Origin of the sequence: Actinoalloteichus hoggarensis, assembly GCF_002234535.1 — a bacterium.
Taxonomy (GTDB): domain Bacteria; phylum Actinomycetota; class Actinomycetes; order Mycobacteriales; family Pseudonocardiaceae; genus Actinoalloteichus_A; species Actinoalloteichus_A hoggarensis.
The window spans coordinates 4,397,034-4,416,708 of sequence record NZ_CP022521.1 but is presented as its reverse complement, the minus strand read 5'-3'; the positions used below and the strand labels follow the sequence as shown (position 1 = coordinate 4,416,708).

At 71.2% G+C, this 19,675-nt stretch carries 13 protein-coding genes; 7 read left to right on the top strand and 6 right to left on the bottom strand.

Going from position 1 to position 19,675, the window contains the following annotated elements; all coding sequences use genetic code 11:
- The first annotated feature begins 3 nt into the window (after nt 1-3).
- The 5 genes from AHOG_RS18725 to AHOG_RS18705 all read left to right on the top strand — a co-directional run bounded on the left by AHOG_RS18725 (nt 4) and on the right by AHOG_RS18705 (nt 7,246).
- Nucleotides 4-1,014, top strand: coding sequence for a carbohydrate ABC transporter permease (locus AHOG_RS18725; protein ID WP_093944590.1), 1,011 nt, complete (start codon nt 4-6; stop codon nt 1,012-1,014).
- Nucleotides 1,011-1,892, top strand: coding sequence for a carbohydrate ABC transporter permease (locus tag AHOG_RS18720; protein WP_093942516.1), 882 nt, complete (start codon nt 1,011-1,013; stop codon nt 1,890-1,892). The genes AHOG_RS18725 and AHOG_RS18720 overlap by 4 nt, the downstream gene beginning before the upstream one ends.
- Entirely contained in the window at nt 1,889-3,346 is a 1,458-nt protein-coding gene (locus AHOG_RS18715; RefSeq protein ID WP_093942515.1) for a GH1 family beta-glucosidase, read from the top strand. The genes AHOG_RS18720 and AHOG_RS18715 overlap by 4 nt, the downstream gene beginning before the upstream one ends.
- A 490-nt stretch (nt 3,347-3,836) precedes the next feature.
- Entirely contained in the window at nt 3,837-4,265 is a 429-nt protein-coding gene (locus AHOG_RS18710) for a hypothetical protein (protein ID WP_157736913.1), read from the top strand.
- A 293-nt stretch (nt 4,266-4,558) separates the two neighbouring features.
- Nucleotides 4,559-7,246: a glycoside hydrolase family 48 protein gene (locus AHOG_RS18705; RefSeq protein ID WP_093942513.1), complete on the top strand. Its 2,688-nt coding sequence runs from the start codon at nt 4,559-4,561 to the stop codon at nt 7,244-7,246.
- A 635-nt stretch (nt 7,247-7,881) separates the two neighbouring features.
- Here the strand turns inward: AHOG_RS18705 and AHOG_RS18700 are convergent.
- From AHOG_RS18700 to AHOG_RS18690, 3 genes are all read right to left on the bottom strand, one after another.
- The gene (locus AHOG_RS18700) at nt 7,882-9,708 is read right to left on the bottom strand and encodes a fused response regulator/phosphatase (protein ID WP_093942512.1); all 1,827 of its coding nucleotides are present in this window, start codon (nt 9,706-9,708) and stop codon (nt 7,882-7,884) included.
- Nucleotides 9,709-9,958: 250 nt separating this feature from the next.
- Nucleotides 9,959-10,741 carry a DUF4097 family beta strand repeat-containing protein gene (locus AHOG_RS18695; protein ID WP_093942511.1) on the bottom strand — a complete coding sequence of 261 codons (783 nt, stop codon included), beginning with the start codon at nt 10,739-10,741 and terminating at the stop codon, nt 9,959-9,961.
- A gap of 228 nt (nt 10,742-10,969) precedes the next feature.
- Nucleotides 10,970-14,089 carry an efflux RND transporter permease subunit gene (locus AHOG_RS18690; RefSeq protein WP_093942510.1) on the bottom strand — a complete coding sequence of 1,040 codons (3,120 nt, stop codon included), beginning with the start codon at nt 14,087-14,089 and terminating at the stop codon, nt 10,970-10,972.
- 106 nt (nt 14,090-14,195) lie between these two features.
- Here AHOG_RS18690 and AHOG_RS18685 point away from each other — a divergent pair, with 106 nt between their 5' ends.
- Nucleotides 14,196-15,524: a MarR family transcriptional regulator gene (locus tag AHOG_RS18685; protein WP_093942509.1), complete on the top strand. Its 1,329-nt coding sequence runs from the start codon at nt 14,196-14,198 to the stop codon at nt 15,522-15,524.
- Nucleotides 15,525-15,629: 105 nt separating this feature from the next.
- Here AHOG_RS18685 and AHOG_RS18680 read toward each other — a convergent pair whose 3' ends face one another.
- Nucleotides 15,630-16,316 carry a TetR/AcrR family transcriptional regulator gene (locus AHOG_RS18680; RefSeq protein WP_245856312.1) on the bottom strand — a complete coding sequence of 229 codons (687 nt, stop codon included), beginning with the start codon at nt 16,314-16,316 and terminating at the stop codon, nt 15,630-15,632.
- 384 nt (nt 16,317-16,700) lie between these two features.
- Here AHOG_RS18680 and AHOG_RS18675 point away from each other — a divergent pair, with 384 nt between their 5' ends.
- A complete protein-coding gene (locus AHOG_RS18675) occupies nt 16,701-17,666 on the top strand; it encodes a phosphotransferase family protein (protein WP_093944588.1) in 966 nt (321 codons plus the stop codon).
- 1,058 nt (nt 17,667-18,724) lie between these two features.
- Here the strand turns inward: AHOG_RS18675 and AHOG_RS18670 are convergent.
- Nucleotides 18,725-19,018 (bottom strand): DUF6247 family protein, encoded by a 294-nt coding sequence (locus tag AHOG_RS18670; protein ID WP_093942508.1) that lies wholly within the window; start codon nt 19,016-19,018, stop codon nt 18,725-18,727.
- A 132-nt stretch (nt 19,019-19,150) separates the two neighbouring features.
- Nucleotides 19,151-19,339: a DUF397 domain-containing protein gene (locus AHOG_RS18665; RefSeq protein ID WP_093942507.1), complete on the bottom strand. Its 189-nt coding sequence runs from the start codon at nt 19,337-19,339 to the stop codon at nt 19,151-19,153.
- Nucleotides 19,340-19,675 lie beyond the last annotated feature (336 nt).

Here is a 19,675-nt window from a genome sequence, read left to right as displayed (position 1 = left end):
AGCCTGACCGTCGGAACGTCCGGGTCGACGGGCTCGGATGGCACAGGCGCGGACGGCGACCCGCCAGCGTCGCCCGGTGACGGCGGCGGACGACGGAGTCTGCGGGAACGGCTCAATCACTGGGACGTCCGCTACTCGCCGTACCTCTACATCGCGCCGTTCTTCGTCATCTTCGCCATCGTGGGCCTGTTCCCACTGCTCTACACGAGTTACGTCTCGCTGTTCGACTGGAGCCTGGTCGCCGAGGACCCCGTCTTCATCGGGCTCGACAACTACGTCGCGTTGATGGGCGATGCCAGGTTCTGGCAGGCCATGGTCAATACGATCAGCATCTTCATCCTCTCCACCGCCCCCCAGCTGGCGATGGCGTTGCTGTTCGCCGTGCTGCTCGACGCGCATCTGCGCGCGCGCACCATCTTCCGAGTCGGACTCCTGCTGCCCTACGTGGCCAGCCTCGTGGCACTGGGCATCATCTTCGGCAATCTGTTCAACCACGACTACGGCCTGATCAACGGCGTGCTGGGGCTGTTCGGCATCGACCCGATCAACTGGCATGCCAACCGCTTCGCCAGCCATGTCGCGATCGCGAGCATGGTCAACTGGCGGTGGACCGGTTACAACGCGCTGATCATCCTGGCGGCGATGCAGGCGATCCCCCGCGACCTGTACGAGGCCGCCACGGTGGACGGCGCCGGGCGCTGGCGGCGGTTCATCAGCGTGACCCTGCCGATGCTGCGTCCCACGATGTTCTTCGTGGTGATCACCGCGACGGTCGGCGGTCTCCAGATCTTCACCGAGCCCAAGCTGTTCGCGCAGGTCCCCGGCTCCAACAACGGCGGCTCCACCGGACAGTTCCAGACGGTCACGCTGTACATGTACCAGCAGGGCTTCGAGAACTTCGATCTCGGCTATGCGTCGGCCACCGCCTGGGTGCTCTTCCTGGTGATCGTGATCTTCGCTTTGATCAACTTCTGGCTCACGCGCCGCATATCCAGTACGGAGGACTCACGATGAGCGTCCTGACGCCGGCGCCGAGGCAGGTGCGCAAGCGGAAGGGGCAGGACCCCGGGTCGATCATCGGCAAGCCGGGCTTCCTCACCTACGGGCTGCTCATCGCCTTCATCCTCGGCTCGATCTTCCCGCTGTACTGGTCGTTCCTGGTGGCCAGCCGGGACAGCTCGTTCACCGCGCAGCAGCTTCCGCCCCTGTGGCCGGGCGGGAACTTCTTCGCCAACGCGGCGCGGGTGTTCGACACCGCGCCGTTCTGGCGAGCGCTGGGCAACAGCCTCCTGGTGGGCACCATCGTCACCGTGTCGGTCGTCATCTTCGGCACCCTGGCGGGCTATGCGTTCGCCAAGCTGAAGTTCAAGGGGAACAACGCGCTGTTCACCTTCGTCGTCGCCACCCTGCTGGTGCCGACGCAGCTCGGCGTCATCCCCATGTTCATGGCGATGGCCGAACTCGAGATGGCGGGCGAGCTGATCGCGGTGATCCTGCCGAACCTGGTGACCGCCTTCGGCGTGTTCTGGATGCGGCAGTACCTGGTCACGGCCGTGCCGACGGAGTTGTTGGAGGCGGCCAGGATGGACGGGTGCAGCATGATCCGCACCTTCTGGCACGTCGTGCTGCCCGCCGCCCGTCCCGCCGCGGCGATCCTGGCGTTGTTCACGTTCATGACCTCGTGGAACGACTTCCTCTGGCCGCTGGTGGTCCTCGACCCCTCAGACCCGACCATCCAGCTCGCCCTGGAGCGGCTCCAGAGCGGCTACTCGGTCGACTACTCGCTGGTCCTGGCGGGTACCACGCTGGCGACTCTGCCGATCCTGTTCATCTTCATCGTTCTCGGGAAGCAGATCGTCTCCGGAATCATGCAGGGAGCTGTCAAGGGATGACGACATACGAGGTGAACGGACAGGCCGAGGAGGCCTCGGCGACGCGGCAGCGGAGTTTCCCCGCCGGCTTCCTCTGGGGATCCTCCACGGCGGCCTTCCAGATCGAGGGCGCCACCACGGAGGACGGCCGCACCGACTCCATCTGGGACACCTTCAGCCGCACGCCGGGGCGCGTGCTCAACGGGGACACCGGGGACCCTGCCGTCGACCACTACCACCGGATGCCGCAGGACGTCAAGCTGATGAGCGACCTGGGCTTCAAGGCCTACCGGTTCTCGGTGGCCTGGCCTCGGGTCCGGCCGGACGGCGGGGCGGTCAACGAGGCGGGCCTGGACTTCTACCGGCGGCTCGTCGACGAGCTGCTCGCGCATGACATCACGCCCTGGCTGACGCTGTATCACTGGGATCTGCCCCAGACCCTGGAGGATCGGGGCGGCTGGGCCGAACGCTCGACGGCATACCGGTTCGCCGAGTACGCCGACTCCGTGCACGCCGCCCTCGGCGACCGGGTCGAGCACTGGACCACGCTCAACGAGCCGTACTGCACCTCTCTGCTCGGCTACTCGGCGGGCGTGCACGCCCCGGGCAGGCAGGAGCCGTCGGCCGCGGTGGCCGCCGTGCATCACCTCCTGCTGGGACACGGGCTGGCGGTATCGGCGATTCGTGACCGGGACCCGAAGGCTCAGCTGGGCATCACGCTGAACCTGTATCCGGTCGACGCGGTCAACCCGGCCGATCCCGCCGACGTCGACGCGGCCCGTCGCGTCGACGGACTCCAGAACCGGATCTTCCTCGATCCGCTGCTGCGGGGCCGGTACCCGGACGACGTGGTGGCCGACCTGGCGCCGTTCGCCCTCGCCGAGCGCATTCACGACGGCGACATGGCGACCATCGCGGCACCGTTGGACATGCTCGGGGTGAACTACTACACCCACTTCCTGGTCGGGGCGGGCACGGCGAGCGCGGAGACGTCGGCGCCGCACACCCCCGCGGGTTCGCCCTGGGTCGGCGCGGGCGAGCTGCGGTTCGCCGACGCGGGCCTGCCGGTGACCGACATGGGCTGGGAGGTGATCCCGGACGGGCTGACCAGGGTGCTGCGCAGGCTGCACGAGGAGTACGCGGTCGGCACGATCTACGTGAACGAGAACGGCGCGGCCTGCCCCGACGTGATCAACGACGCGGGTGAGATCGACGATCAGGACCGCATCGAGTATCTGGACGGGCATCTGCGCGCGGCGTTGGCGGCCATCGAGTCCGGAGTGGACCTGCGGGGATACTTCTGCTGGTCGTTGTTGGACAACTTCGAATGGGCATGGGGTTATTCGAAGCGCTTCGGCCTGGTGCACGTGGATTATCAGACCCAGGTGCGCACGCCGAAGAACTCGGCCAAGTGGCTCTCCTCGGTGATGCGGGAGAACGCGGTGCCCCTGGCTGGTCCGGCGGAGGAGCGGTGAGACCCTCGTCGCGGCCGATCTGATCCTCCTGTCGGCCCACACGGACGCCCGGGCCGTCCGTGCAGCTCCGTGCCGGTGTGAGCGCTCCAGCTCACACCGGCACGTCGCGTCATGGCGGCCGGGATCGCGGCGGGTGCGCCGGCCGGGGTCGACGTGGTCTCGGTCGCGCCGACGCACCTCGGCGCGGCGGGCGGGAGCGCTCCCAATGATCTTTTCTCTATGGTCGACCGCGGTGTCTCCGATCGAATCGGCGCATCGAATTCGACAGTCGAACTCCGGCATAGACAGTGGATTTAGGCCATTCGACCGAGAATCGCGGCAGCTGTTCAGGTGAATGACGGCTGCCGAAAGTCGGGAATGGCAACGAAGTCTTTACTTTGCATTTCGTGCTCGTTATTCTTCGTTTGGGAGCGCTCACAGGTAACGACCACATGGATCGCGGGTCACCGGTGAGAACGACTCCGGTTCGTGCTTCGACGAGGAGGCGGCCGTGCGAGACGGCATATTGCGAACCCCGACGTCATCGGCGGGTGTGCGGGCTGTCGCCGCCACCACCCTGGCGGGGGCGGCGGGAGAGCAGGCGGGCGCCCGTCCTGCCCCCGCCCCCCGCCAGGCTCCCGCACCCGACGACCACCGCGGAGCGCCCTGGTTCGGCGTCCCGCCCTCGGAGTCCGAGATCCCGATCGACGAGCGCCTCAACCTGCGGCCGCGGCCTGCGTCGGCCCGGCGCCCGGGCCCGGCCCCCCTGCCCGGCGTGCGACGCCGCGTCGAGGCGACCCTGGGACGACTGATCGACGCCCGGCTCGGCGTGGACGTCGGCGTGGACCTCGCAGGTCTTCGCCGACTACGCCCCCGGCTGCTCGGCCTTCCCGGAACCGGCGCCGCCCGGCGGACACCCAGGCAGACACCGGCCGACTGAACATCTCGACGAGACCTCCCCTGCGAAGACCCCGGTGCGGGACGCGACCGCGCTCCCAATGGCGTCCCGCACCGGCCCTTGTCGCGGCCTGCCGACGGAGGTGATGCCTCTTCCCACGCGCGAGAACTGTCCGTCCCGGCTTCCAGACATGCGGACAGCGGCGGACCCGGTGAACGGGCCTCGGCTCGTTCACCGGGTCGCCTGCCGAACCCTGGTGGTGGACGGATCACGGCGTGCCCGCGGCGACCGGCCACCCGGAAATGCGGAACTCCCAGCGCAGAAACGAGGAGCCCATGAGATCCGACAGGTTGACGCGGTGGTCGAGGAGACCACTGCCCGCGGCTGCGGCGGCGACGCTGCTGGCCGCCGTGATCGTGCCGATCACGGCGCCCGCCGGAGCCGCGCAGAACGTGCAGTGCAGCGTCGACTACCGAGTCACCAACGAGTGGAACGACGGCTTCGGCGCCGAGGTCTCGCTCACCAACGAGGGAAGCACCCCCCTCAACGGCTGGTCGCTGACCTGGACCTATCCCGATGGCCAGCGCATCACCCAGGCCTGGAACAGCCAGGTCACCCAGTCGGGCTCGGTGGTGACCGCCCGCAACGTGTCCTGGAACGGCACCGTCGCTCCCGGCGGCTCCGCGACCTTCGGCTTCAACGCCGCCAAGTCGGGCGCCAACACCGCGCCCACGGACTTCGCCGTCAACGGCGCCGCCTGCGGTGACCTCGGCGAGCCGCCGGTCGACGAACGCACGATCGTCAGCGACCGGTCCTCGCTGTCGGTCCGCCAGGGTCAGTCGGCGTCCTTCGCGTTGTCGCTGGCCGCCGCCCCGCAGGACGACGTGACCGTCGCGCTGACGCGGACCGCGGGCACGGCGAACCTGTCGCTGGAGACCTCGTCGCTGAACTTCGACGCGGACAACTGGAACACCGGCAGGTCCGTCACCGTCACCTCGGCCGACTCCGGCGCGTCCCCCGGCACCGCGATCTTCACCGCGACCGCCGACGGATACGCCCCCGCCGTGATCACCGTGCGCGAGATCGGCGCGGCGCAGAGCGACTACGAGGCCGCCTTCCTCGAGCAGTACGAGAAGATCAAGGACCCGGCCAGCGGCTACTTCCGCGAGGTCGACGGCCTGCTCGTGCCGTATCACTCGGTGGAGACGCTGATCGTCGAGGCGCCCGACCACGGGCACCAGACCACCTCGGAGGCCTACAGCTACTACCTGTGGCTCGAGGCGGCCTACGCGCGGATCACCGAGGACTGGGAGCCGTTCAACCGGGCCTGGGAGTCGTTGGAGACGTTCATCGTCCCCGGTAGCGAAGACCAGCCCACCAACGCGGCGTACGACCCCGGCTCCCCGGCGACGTACGCGGGCGAGTCGCCGACGCCGACCGACTACCCGTCCCCGCTGAACCCGGACGTGCCCGTCGGCGAGGACCCGCTCGGCGGCGAGCTGTCCGCCACCTACGGCGACTCCGACGTCTACGGCATGGCCTGGCTGCTCGACGTCGACAACGTCTACGGCTTCGGCTTCTGCGGCGACGGCAGCAGCGACGAGCCGGTCTTCATGAACTCCTACCAGCGCGGCTCCAACGAGTCGGTCTGGGAGACCGTCCCGCACCCCTCGTGCGAGACCTTCGACTTCGGCGGGGAGAACGGCTACCTCGACCTGTTCACCGGCGACGAACAGTACTCCGAGCAGTGGCGTTACACGGCCGCCCCGGACGCCGACGCCCGCGTGGTCCAGGTCGCCTACCTGGCGAAGACCTGGGCCGAGGAACAGGGCCAGGGCGACGTCATCGCCGACACGGTCGCCGACGCGGTGAAGATGGGCGACTACCTGCGGTACGCCATGTACGACAAGTACTTCAAGGAGATCGGGGACTGCACCGACCCGATCAGCTGCCCGGCGGGCAGCGGGAAGAACAGCTCCCACTACCTGCTGTCCTGGTACTACTCCTGGGGCGGGGCGCTGGCCAGCGCCGAATACCCGTGGGCCTTCCGCATCGGCGGCTCCGGCGTGCACCAGGGCTACCAGAACCCGATGGCGGCCTGGGCACTGTCCGAGGCCGAGGGCATGGCCCCGCAGTCGCCCACCGCGCAGCAGGACTGGGCCGAGAGCCTCGACCGTCAGCTGGAGTTCATCCAGTGGCTGCAGGCCCCGGAAGGCGGCATCGCCGGCGGTGCGACGAACAACTGGGAAGGCCGCTACGCCGAGCCGCCCACGAACAGCGCCACGTTCTACGGGCTGTACTACGACTGGCAGCCCGTCTGGAACGACCCGCCGAGCAACCGGTGGTTCGGCTTCCAGGCCTGGGGCATGGAGCGCATCGCCCAGCTCTACGACGTCACCGGCGACGAACGGGCAGGCGAGATCGTCTCCAAGTGGGTGGACTGGGCGATCGCGAACACCCAGCTGGGCGCCGACGGCGACTTCGCCGTCCCCTCCGATCTCGACTGGAGCGGCCAGCCGGACGACTGGAACCCGGACGACCCCGGCGACAACTCCGGCCTGAGCGTCGAGGTGCTCAACCACACCCAGGACGTCGGCGTCACCGCGTCCTACGTCAAGACGCTGCTGCACTACGCGGCTGAGTCCGGCGACGCCGAGGCACAGGCCACCGGCGAGGCGCTGCTCGACGCGCTGCTGGCCAACCAGACCGACATCGGCATCGCGATCCCGGAGAGCCGCGCCGACTACGAGCGCTTCGACGACGCCTACGACCCGGGCACCGACCAGGGCCTCTACATCCCGGAGGGCTGGACGGGCACCATGCCCAACGGCGACGTGATCGACTCGGACTCCACGTTCACGTCGATCCGGTCCTTCTACGAGGACGACCCGGACTGGCCGCAGGTGCAGGCCTACCTGGACGGCGGCGAGCCGCCGACCTTCACCTATCACCGATTCTGGGCGCAGGCCGAGATCGCGACGGCCCTCGCGCTGCACGCCGAGCTGTTCGGAGCCGCCGAATGAGGTGAGGCGACAGGGCTTCGGTGCGGCCGACGGGTGACGGCCGAGCCGAGGGAAAGAGCCGGCCCCGCACCACGCGCCAGGTGCGGGGCCGGTCTTCGCCCGTGCCCGCGTCGGCGTGCCGGTCGGGCCCGGCCGGCCGGTCCCGCTCGTCCGGGGAGGGTCGGCCGTCGGCGAAGCCGGGTCTGGCATGGCGAGGCGGGTCTCGGCCGGACGGCCGGCATGCCGGGCGGGGCTCGGCGGAGCACACCGCCGCCGCGACGAAGCCGGGAAGATGGACGGCGGCGACGGTTCGTCCGCCCGCGTGAAGCGTCGCCGCGTCGGAACCGCGTTCCACCGCGGCATCCTGCCGGTCCTGGCTTGTCCGCGGGTCACGCTACAAGCGCTCCCGCCTCGTGTCGGAGATCTTCTCGGCAGGACTGCGGCGCCGGGTGTCGATTCCGCTGCCCACGGTGTCGCGCTCCTTCCGAAGTGCAGGCCGTCTACGGGACAGGCGGTCGACGGTGCAGGGCGATCAGGGAACCGGAGCGCGTGCGTCCGACCGGCACCTCGACGAGGGACCGGAACGACAAGGCGGCATCGGCGGCGGCCGCCCGGCCGCGGTTCGGCGCGCCCGTCGGATCAGGCGGCCCGTCGGATCAGGCGGGCCCGTTCGCCGACTCGTCGTCGGCGTCTCGCGGCCGCTCCGCGAGACGCCGCAGGGCCAGCAGGGCGATGTCGTCGTCCTTGCCGGTGCCGAACTCCGTGATCAGCTGCTCGCAGAGGTCTTCCAGGTCGTCGCTGTCGGCGGCGGCGGTGGTGGCGACCTCGGCCAGCGCGGTCATCGCCTCGTCGAGATCGGTGACCCGGTCCTCGACCAGCCCGTCGGTCAACAGGATCACGGTGGTGCCGACCGGGATGCGCACGCTCGTCGAACCGGGACGGTCCAGGGCTATCCCCAACAGCGGGCCGTTGACGGGGGCGAACCGCGCGCCCTCGGCGTCGACGAGCAGCGGCGGGATGTGTCCGGCGTTGGCGACGGCGGCCTCGCCGGTCACCGTGTCGATGAGCAGCAGACACATGGTGACGCAGAACTCGGGGTGGTACTTCAGCATCATCCGGTTCAGCAGATCGAGGATCACGTCCGGCCGATGGCCTTCGACGGCGAAGGCCCGTAGGGCGTGTCGCACCTCGCCCATGATCGTCGCGGCCTTGATCGAGTGACCGGTGACGTCGCCGATGGCGACGAGCAGGTCGGAGCCCCATTCGGTGACCTCGTAGAAGTCCCCGCCGACCTCGGCGTTGCTGGCGGCGGGCACGTACCGCACGGCCATGTCGAAGTCGGTGCGTCGTGGCAGCAGCGTCGGCAGCAGGCTGCGCTGGAGAGTCAGGGCCAGGCTGTGCTCCGCGGCGAAGGAGCGCAGGCCGCCGACGGCGAGGGCGAACGTCCTGCCCAGCTGCCAGAGCAGTTCCTGCTCCTCGGCGCCGTGGTCCTCGACGGCGGTGATCGCGAGGCACACGGGCGGTCCCTCGGCCTGCCATTGGCAGAGCAGCACGCGAGTGTCGTCGTCGGTGGGCGTGGAGATGACCTCCGCCGACCACGTCGTGCCGTCCAGCACGGCGGTCGCGATGTCCTCGGCGACCTGCTCGGCGTGATCACCCAGCCGTTCCAACAGGTCGGAGGGCACGATCCGGGTGGTGATCGTCTCATCGGGGCCGTCGACGACCGCCAGCCTGCACCAGCCGTCCGGCCGCAGGGCCAACGCGGAGGCCCGGCCGGGGAAGATCGCGGTCAGGCCGAGCGCGGCCGCCGCCACCACGCCGTCGAAGTCGGTGGCCGCGTTGACCGCCGCCATCGCCTGCGTCAGACCGCCGAGTCGGTCGACGCGCTCCTCCGCGATGGCGAGTTCGCTGGAGTGACGCCCCTCGACGACGGCCAGGGCCCCCGCGCGCCGCAGAGCGGCGTCCACCGTGGCGACCAGCTCGTCGGGATCGACCGGTTCGGTGAGGTAGGCGTCCACGCCCCGGGTCATGCCCTGCGCCCGCTCGCCGCCGGTGGTGGCCTCCGAGGTCAGATGGATCACCGCCGTGCCGCCGTGGACGGGATCGGCCTTGATCCGCTTCAACACCTCGGCGCCGGCCATGTCCGGCAGATCGACGGCGAGGATGACCAGGGTGAACCTCTTCTGTTCCAACAGACGCAGGCAGTCCGCCCCGGTTCGCGCCTCGGCGACCGGATGGCCTGCCTGCCGAAGTCTCGGCGCGATCGTGCGCTGCGTGGTCGCCGAGTCGCCGACCACCATGATGCCCGCCGCGGTGTCGCCTTCGATGGTCTGACGGGCCGCTGCGGCCATCGACGGGCCTTTCTCGGGGCGTGGCGGGTCGACCGGCCGAGGACCGGACGAGTCGCCATGAGTCGGATCGCCGTCGCGCTCCGGCGCGGCATGCGGAGCGACGTTGCGTCGTACCTGCCCCTGGGAGGTCATCCGGATTCCTCCACGAGGGTCGAGTGCTCCACGGCCGCCCGACGTCCAGGGCTCGCTGCGCCGATTCGCGCGGGCCCGGTCGGGACGGCGCGATCGGAGACCTCAGCCTAGCAAGGGCGCCTCGGCCCGCCACGCCCCGAAGTCCCGACCTCTGTCGCGGGCGTGTCGGTGACCGCCGGGCCGCGACGGCGGGCGGCGGGCCGGTCGGCGGCGAACGACGTGCGGTCGGTCGTCGGGCGCGTCGGATGCGTCAGGTCGACGGGCCGTCCTGACCGGTGACGAGGGTGATCCGGCCGCTGGTGGTCTCGACCGTGATCGAGTGCTCCGCGTCCGGATCGGTGGGGACGGCGTTGGTCACCTCGCCGCTGTGCGTCGTGGTGGCGAGGCGGTACGCGACCGCGGGGACCTCGATCGTGACCTCCCCGCTCTTCGCTCGCGTCGTGAGTCTCTCGGGAGGCTCGGTGAACGACAGCTCGATCTCGCCGCTCTGGGCCGTCACGTCCGCCACGCTCGACCGGATGCCGGTGGCCCGGAGCGCGCCGCTGGCTGTCTCCAGGGTGAGGGCGCCGCCGACGTCGTCGACCGAGAGCGCACCGCTGGCGGTGGTGATCCGCAGGTCCGCGTCGAAGCCGGACGCGCTGACTCGCCCGCTGTCGCCCTCGATCGTCACGTTCACCGACGGGGGCACCCGGACCTCGTAGCGGGCGTCGCAGCGGCCGACGAGGAAGGGCGAACAGTCCGTGGCCAGCCGGAGGGTGTCCTCATGGCGCTCCCACACCGCGTCGGTGCCGCCGACGACCGAGGAACCGGCGAACCAGCGCGTCACCTCGATCTCGTCGACGTCGGCGGGCCGGACGTCCAGGTGCTCCACGTCCGACACGGAGATCATCAGATCCCCGGTGGCAGGCCCGAAGCCGCGTGTCTCGGGGTCCGCGACGTCGACGACGTTCGCGCAGCCGGTCAAGATCGCGATGCCCAGCAGCGCGCCCGTAGCCGAGAGAAGACGGACTCCGCGTCGGCGGGACGGGATCACGGCGGGTCCTCCGAGTCTCGCTGAGCCGGGTGGACGGACGGGTGCGGGCGACCGGCTGGGGTGGGGAGCGTTCTTCGCTTCTCGATCAGGCGTCAGTCTAATGAGGGCACGCGCGGCGGGCGTGCTCGCCGGAACTCCCGGCTCGGGGGAGCGGGCGGCGGGCGCCGCGAGCCGGGCCGCGGAGACGGCACTCGGCCTTACCCCGGACGCGGCGCCCGAGTGGAGCCGTCAGTCCGTCGCGGGGCTCCCCACCTCGTCCTCGGCGTGCCGCCGTCCGCGCGACCGGCCCGCGATCGCGGCCCTCGCTCGTTCGGTGAGGGAGTACAGCACCGGGACCAGCACCAGCGTGAGCAGTGTCGACGAGAACAGGCCGCCGATGACCACGATCGCCAGCGGCTGCGAGATGAACACGCCGCCACCGGTGATGCCCAGCGACATCGGCACCAGCGCGCAGATCGTCGCCAGGGCGGTCATCAGGATCGGCCGCAGGCGCTGCCGTGAGCCCTCGATGATCGACTCGACGATCGACCGGCCCGAGCGGCGCACCTGATTGACCAGGTCGATCAACACGATGGCGTTGGTCACGACGATGCCGATGAGCATCAGCATCCCGATCAGCGCGGGCACGCCGAGCGGGGTGCCCGTCAGCACCAGCAGACCCAGCGCGCCGGTCGCGGCGAACGGGACGGACACCAGCAGCAGCAGCGGCTGGAGCAGGCTGCGGAAGGTCGCCACCATCACCACGTACACGATGGCGACGGCCAGCAGCAGTGCCAGACCGAGATCGGCGAAGGCCTCGTCCTGATCGGCGCTCACGCCGCCGATCGTGACCTCGATGCCGGGCGGCACGTCGAGCCCGTCGATCCGCGTCCGCAACTCGGAGTTGACGCTGCCCAGGTCCTCGGCGGCGAGGCTCGCGCTGACCGTCGCGCTCCGCTGCCCGTCCTGGCGGGTGATGCTGGTCGCCGCGGAGACCTCCTCCACGGTGGCGATGTCGCCGAGCGTGATCGCCCCCGCGGGCCCGCCGCCCAGCGGGAACTCGCGCAGCGCCTCGATGTCGGCGGGCGCCGCGCCGCTGCGCACCACGATGTCCTGCCGGGTGCCGTCGAGCGTCAGGCTGCCCGCGGGCGTGCCGCGCATCGCGCCCGCCACCAGCTGACCGACCGCCGCCTCGTCCATGCCGATGGCCGCGGCGGCCTCCCGGTCGACGGTGACCTCGATCGACGGCGCCTCCACCGCGAGATTGTTGCTGACGTCGGTGGCTCCGGGGGTGTCGGCGACCAGCTCCGTCACCCGGGTGGCCGTGTCGGCCAGGTCGGCCTCGTCGTCGCCGCTGACGATCACCTCCAGTCCGCTCGCGCCGCCGAAGCCCATGCCGCCCGAATCCACGGTGATCTCGCCCGCGTCGGACAGCTCGGCCAGCCGCTCCCGCAGTTCGGCCTGCACCGCGGTCTGGTCGGCCTCCTCGTCGGTGGTGACGGAGAACGTCGTGGTGCCCGAGGACCCGCCCATGCCGAAGGAGGCGGCCATCCCGCCCTGTGTGCCGATCGAGGCCTGGTACTCCTCCACCGCGTCGGTGTCGGCCAGGACGTCCTCCACCTGCCGGGCCGCCGCGTCGGCGGTCTCCAGGCTGGCGCCGGGCGGCAGCTCCTGGGAGATCGACAAAGTGTTCTGACCACTGTCGCCGAGGAAGTTGGTCTGCAACCGCGGAATCAGGGCGAACGTGCCGCCGAGCACGCCGACGGCGACGACGAGGGTGATGACCGGATGCGCCAGTGCGCCACGCAACACCGGCAGGTAGGTGCGCTGGAGCGGGGCGCGTTCCTCCTTCTCCCGGATGGCCGCCGCGTCCGGCTCGCCCTCGCCCGCCTCGCGGCGGTCCTTGAGGAACCAGTACGCCAGCACCGGCACGATCGTCAGCGAGACCAGCAGCGAGGCCGTCAGCGCCACGGACACGGTGACGGCGAAGGGACGGAACAGCTCGCCGACCTGGCCGCCGACCAGCGCGATCGGCAGGAACACCGCGACCGTGGTGATGGTCGACGAGGTGATCGCGCCCGCCACCTCGCGGACGGCGGTGATGATCGCCTGGCGTTTGGGCTCGCCGTAGCCCAGATGTCGTTTGATGTTCTCGATGACGACGATCGAGTCGTCCACGACCCGCCCGACGGCGGCCGTGAGTGCGCCGAGGGTCAGGATGTTCAGCGAGTAGTCGGTGACGTAGAGGCTGATCAAAGCCATGAGCACCGACAGGGGGATGGAGACGGCGGTGACCAGCGTCGAGCGCAGCGACAGCAGGAACAGCAGGATGATCACGATGGCGAAGACCAGGCCGAGCATGCCCTCCACCGTGAGGTCGTGGATCGACTGCTCGATGAACGGCGCCTGATCGAAGACGACGCTGACCTGGCCGGACTCGCCGAGCAGCCGCTCGATCTCGGGAAGCAGCGCGCGGACCTCCTCGGAGATCTCCACGGTGTTGCCCTCGGGTGTCTTGGTGACCCCGATGCCGATGCTGGGCAGCCCGTCGGTGCGCGAGTAGCCGGTGGCCTCGGCGGGGGCGCTGGTCACCTCGGCGACGTCGCCCAGCCGGACGGCGCCGCCCTCCTGTGCTGGGAGCCGGACCTCGCGAAGGTCCTCGACGGTGTCGACGGGCGCGCCGACGGACACCGAGAGGGTCTCGCCGTTCTGGGTGAGGGCGCCCGCGGGCACGCCGGCCCCGGCGCCCTGTAACGCCTGGAGCACCGAGGGCAGTGCGATGCCGTGCGCCGCCAGGGCGGCGGGGTCCAGATCGACGGTGACCACGTGGTCGGCCACGCCGGTCAGGCTCACCTCGCGGACCCCGGACACGCCCTCCAGCAGCGGCACGACGTCGTCGCGCAGCACCGCGGCGGTGTCCTGTTCGTCGGCCTCGGCCGCGGCGGAGAGCTGAAGCACGGGCAGGTCGTCGACGCTGCCGGTGATGACGGTCGGCTGGACCTCGTCGGGGAGTCCGTTCGCGACCCGGTTCACCGCCTGCGCGAGATCCTGCTGGGCGCCGCCGAGGTCGGTGCCGAACTCGAGTTCGACGGTGATGACGGACATGCCGCCGCTGCTGGTCGCCGAGGTGCCCACCACACCTCGGACGCCGGTGGCGGCGGTCTCCAGCGGCTCGGTGACCTGGTCCTCCACCACCTGCGGCGTGGCGCCGGGGTACGGGGCGACCACGGCGGCGACCGGGATCTCCATCGAGGGGACGAGCTCTTGTCTGAGTGAGGTGGTCGCGAAGACGCCGAAGCCGAGGATGAGCACCGACGCCAGCGCGACCAGTGCTCGATTGGCCAGGCTGAGTCGAGCAAGCCAGGTCACGGGTGATTCCTCCGGTCAGGTGCGGATCAGGAGGTAAAAGGGTGAATAGTTAGCCTCGCACATAGTATTTGTCCGAATCGGGGGAGCCGCGGCGGGGACGTCCGCGATGGGGCAGGATCGCGCGGTGCGGATCGACCAGGAACGGATCGACGAGGAACGGCACCGACTGATCGACGCCGTCGAACGGCATCATGACGAGCTCATGCGCCGCGCCGTCCGAGTCAGATCGCATCCGCTGCTGGACAGCGGAATCACCATGCAGCAGTTCCGGGTGCTGCTCTGCCTGGCGTTCGACGACGGGATCGCGGGGCATGCCCTCGCGGACCAGCTCGGCGTCAGCCTGGCCACGGCGACCGGACTCATCGACCGGCTGCTCGACCGGGGACTGGTCAGCCGTGTGCCCGACTCTCGAGATCGACGGGTGCGGCGGCTGTCCCTCACCCCGGAAGGCGGGGCGTTGCTGGACGACATCGCCACCGCGGGCCGGGAGCATCGCCAGATGCTGCTGACCCAGCTCTCCGTCGAGGAGCTCGGCGACGTCGAGCGCGGCGCCGCCGCCCTGCTGGCAGGCGCGGGTCGACTCCCCGCGGACGCCGGACTCTTCCGCGTCGTGCCGGACCGCCCGCTGAGCCGAGGCTGCGCGGCGACGGACCCGCCCCGGCACGGCGCGGCCGGGACCGTCGTGCCCGCCCTCGGCGCGGACGAGGTGCAGCTGTGGTGGGCGAGGACGGACGACGTCGGCCGGGCGGCGGCCGGCCTCCTCGACGCCGAGGAGACGGCCCGATACCACGGCCTGCGCCGGGACGAGGACCGGCGACGCTACCTCCTCGGGCGGGCGATGATCAGGACGCTGCTCGCCGCGCACACCGGCACACCGTCGGGGCGGCTGCGCCTCCGTCGAGACTGCGGACACTGCGGGGGACCGCACGGCAAGCCGCGTCTCGCCGGGGACGGCGACGGTCCGGAGTTCTCACTGGCCTACGCGGGCGACTGGGCGGTGCTCGCCGTGTGCGGCTCGGCGCCGATCGGCGTCGACGCGGAGTCCGCGACGAGCGGCAGGCACTGGGGCCCGCTGCTGGACTCGGCATTGGCCCCGTCGGAGCGGGCCCGAGTCGACGAGGCGGACCCGGCCGACCGGGCGGCGCTGATCATCGGCTACTGGACCCGGAAGGAGGCCGCGCTCAAGGCGCTCGGAGTGGGGCAGGCGGTGCCGATGGGCGAGATCGTCGTGACCGCGCCCGGCCTCCCGCCCGCCGTGCTCGACTGGGGCACGGGCGTCCCGCGCTCGGTCGTACCGCCGCCGAGCGCGGTCACCATGCTCGCCGCCGACGGGCCTTCGGGCGTGCGGACGGCCGTCGCCGTGCTGTCCGGACGCCCCGTGACGCTCACCGTCCACTCGGCGGCCGGGCTGCTGACCTCGCCGGGCGGTCGTTGACCGACGCGCCCCCTGCTCGACCCGAGGGGGCCTGCCAAGCGAGCCGATCACCGGTCGGCGGCGGCGCTCCGCCCTCCGTCTCGGCGGTCAGGTCGACCCGGCCGATCAGCGCGTCGCCAGTGCCTGCCGCGCGAGGCGTTCCAAGGCCTGCGTGATGCGCTGCTGACTGATTCCCTGCCGATGCCGTTGATGTTGATAGACCTCGGGGGCCAGCGGCGCGAGCAGGGAGTCCGCCGTGGCATCCGGGTCGGCCGCGTCGGCGTCGACGAGCAGCCCGCGCACATGGGCTCGCCACGACCCGTAGGACCACGCCTCGAACCTGGCCGTGCCCGCCTCCGCGCCCAGCACCAGATACAGATGCCGTTCCAGGATGTCGACCATGGCCGCGTAGAAGGCGGCCAACCGTTCGGCGGGCGGCGCGCCGGGCCCCAACGGCGGTTCGCCGTCGACCAGTCGATCACGCAGCGCCCGCTCGTGCTCGTCGAGCAGCGCGACCGCGATGGACGCCGGGTCGGGGAACCGCCGATACAGCGTGGCGCGGCCGACGCCCGCTTCCATGGCGATCTCGCCCATGGTGACGGGGTCGCTGCGAGAGGTGGAGAAGAGCCGTTCCGCGGCGGCGAGCACCCGAGCGCGGTTACGTGCCGCGTCGGCTCGCTCACGTGTCCGGTGTCGTGGCGCGGGGTGACCCGCTCCGCCATGCCTCGTCTTCGCAGCGGGGTTCGCGGGCATGGCATCAGGCTCGTCGAGGCCGTCCATGCCGTGCCCAGAGGTCGGTGTCGGCCGGGACATGCGCTTACCCTACGCCGGCCCGCTCGGCGGACCGGGGCTCGACGATGCGGGCGGGGTACGCGCGGGCGGGGCGGTCGCCGCGCTTCCTCCATGGGCGAGCGCCGACGTCGTGTTCGTCGACATCCGAGACGAGTCGTCGGAGCCGCCCGGGGAGGCGCCTCGGCGAGGCACGGTGTGGCACGGCCGCTCGGACCGCCGCCGTGCCATCCCGTGCCGCACGCGGCCGCGACGTCTGGCTCGCAGCAGACGCCTCGTCCAGACGGCGACGCGGCAGGCGGCGGTGCGCCACTCGGACGTCAGCCGACCGGGCCGGTGCGCGGCGCTGGACGTGGTGTGCGGTAAACCCGTCGCGTGCAGCCGCCGCGGCATGCCACGATCGCCGCCATGCCCGCAGTCATGACGCCCGACGAGATCGCCGACCGCACCGCGAAGGCGATGGCCGCCGCGATCGCCGCAGGCCGGGATCTCGGGCTCACGGTGACCGATCCCGTCGTGCTGCACGACATGTTCTCCGTGGTGGTACACCTGGCTCCGGCCCCGGTGGTGGTCCGGGTTCCCGTCGTCCTGCCGCGCTATGTCGACGCCGAGTTCCAGTCCCGCAGACAGCAGGACGAACTCGACGTCGTGGCCTGGCTCGCCGAGCAGGCCGTGCCGGTGATCCCGCCGAGCCCGCTCGTGCCGAGAGAGCCGGTGCGCTGGGACGGGTTCTCGATGACGTTCTGGCAGCTGGTCGCGACGGACTCCGGCGTCGTGCCGGACTACGTCCACAACGCGGGCCTCGTGCCGGATCTGCACGCGGCGTTGCGCGACTATCCGGGCGAACTGCCGTTCCTGTCGGCGGCCGAGCCGAGGATGGTGCGCGACGGGCTGGCGGACCTGGAGTCGCGACCCGACCTCCTCGCCCCCGACGATCTCGATCGCGCACGGCGCGAGTGGGCGGTGCTGGAGCCGCTGGTCAGCTCCCGCGCCGCGTTCGAGGGGGCCTTCCCCGGCATCGACCTGCAACCGGTGCATGGTGACGCCCCCGCGTACAACATCGTCCCCACCGACGGCGGCGTGCTGTACTCCGATTTCGAACTCGTCACGTTCGGCCCGGTCGAATGGGATCTGGCGGCCTTCGGTCCGGAGTGCGAGTCCGCGTACGACGCCGCCGCGCGTGGGCGCGGGCTTCGATCCCTGGACGACCGGGTGCTGCGATTCGTCAACGCCGTCGGCAGGATCAGGACGATCGCCTGCCTTCCGCTGTGCGCCCAGCTGCCCCTGTTGCTGGAGCCGCTGCGGGCCGACGTCGAGCGTTGGCGCTCGATGCCCTTCGCGGGCGGCGTGCTCGACGTGGTGGCCGGGGACTGATCCGGCCCGGGCGGCCCTGCCCGTCTCACCGCGAGGCCGTCCCGAGGCACCCGGCGACGACGGCGGCGGGAACGGGGACGCCGATCGACGGCCCGGCCCCGCGAACCCGAGCATGACCGCTCGGGTGCCGACGCCGTACTCCTCGATCGGCGACCCGGCGGTCGACCGCGGTGCTCGTTTTCCGCAGGCGAGCAGTGCGGAACACCCCCACGACCGCAGGTGGGGAAGGGCTGCCTGCCTGCTGCCCGCCGCGGGGTGAACCCCCACGGATGTGGGGAAGCCCAGGGGTGACCGAGTTCCTCGGAGCCCGACGGCGGTGCACCCCCACGGATGGTGTGAGGAGGACGCGGTCGGTCCTGCGACGAGCGCGTCAGCCCGGAGCACCTCCACTGTCGTGGGGAGACGGTGCGGCCTTCGCGTCCCGGTGCCCCACCGAGGTGAGGCCGCCCCACCGATGTGAGGAGAGTCGACGACGGCGGCGGACTCGACCACCGCGATCGTCGGCGTCGAGTCTGGCAGAGGAGGCGAGCGCGATGTTCGGCCCCCCGTGCACGACGGGCCGCCGCCCCGGAGACGCCTCGGCGGGGGCCGGCCGGACCTCAGGATCGGACCCCGTGATCGGAGCCCGTGGTCGGCGCGGCGGCACGCGGCCGCCCGGTACGGCGCCGCCGGCCTGCCCGCCTGCTCGGGGCGCGTTCCGTCGACCGTCACGACCACGCTGTGGGGTCGCCGCGCGGCATGGCGTCCGGCCGATCGGTGTCGCATCGCGGACGACGCTCCTCCGCCGTCGGCGAGGCCGTCAGGACCGAGCCGGGATCGCGGCGGCGGCGCGGCAGGTCCCGGAGTACGGCGGGCGGACCGGCCGACCGGTCTGCGGCGGCGCGGCAGGCCCCGGGCGACGCACTCGCGGACGGCGGAGAGGTCCCGAGGTGTCCACTACGAACGGCGACCGGCGATGAACACGACCGAACCGGTGCGACGGGCCGAGGCGTTCGGAGCGACTCGGGTGGTGCAGGGCGGCCTGAGCGGTTCGGGCGGGGCCGGCGGGGCGACGTCGCTCAGCCGCGATCCGGTGACTCCGGCGGCCAGTCGATGGCGGCCTCGTCGTGCTCGGTCACCGGTGCTCGGCGGTTCTCGGCTCGCGGCAGAGGGCTGCCCGTGACCACGGTGTGCGGGCGCCAGCGGTGGACCACTTCGGTCAGCCTGCCGACGTCGAAGGTCTCGGCGACCTCTTCCAACGCGGCGCGGAACTCGTGCTCGAACAGGCTTCGATCGTCGACCTCCAGCGCGGCCCAGACGGCGGGGCCGGTCCGAGGCCTGCGGGGCTGCCGGATGGTGGAGCGCGAAGTCATCGTGATGTCCGTTCCTCGGCGGTGTGCCGGAACCCGAACTCGTGTCCGTCGTTCGGTGACCCGCCGATCGAGGTGCGTCGGCCTCTCGGGGCGGCGATCCGGCCGCCTGCACCGCGAGGACCGAAGTCGGATTCAGTGCATCTGCTCGTTCTTGACGGTGGTGAGGAAGGCGTGAAAGGCCGCCGTGCCGAGGACTAAGGAACCGCCTCGGCGGTTCTTCGTGTCACGGATCACGATGGCGTCGCATCCGTGTCGCACCTCGACGCAGTTGTGTTGACCGCTTCGTGTGGACGTGCGCCAGCTCGGTGAAACCTTGCCCACAGTGACCTCCCGGTGATCTTATGTCACGGAGGGTACTCATTGTGGTCCTTCTGGGCCAGTGCTCGTTCGGGGGAACGGCCTATCCGACGTGCCGTGACTCAGCGTGGACGTCGCCCGAGGCAGCCCCCGGTACGACCGTCCGGGGCGCCGTTCGGACGGCGGCGGTGAAATCTCGAGGTCGACCCTGTCCGAAGCGCCCGTTTCGTCGCCGGCGCCGCCACGATGCCCGGGGGTCACAGGGCCGGCCGCGCTCGCGGGGGACCCTCCACGGGACGACCGATGAAGGTCACCCGAAGAGGGAGTGACGTGGTCGGCGGTCCGGCCGGTCCGGGTGGT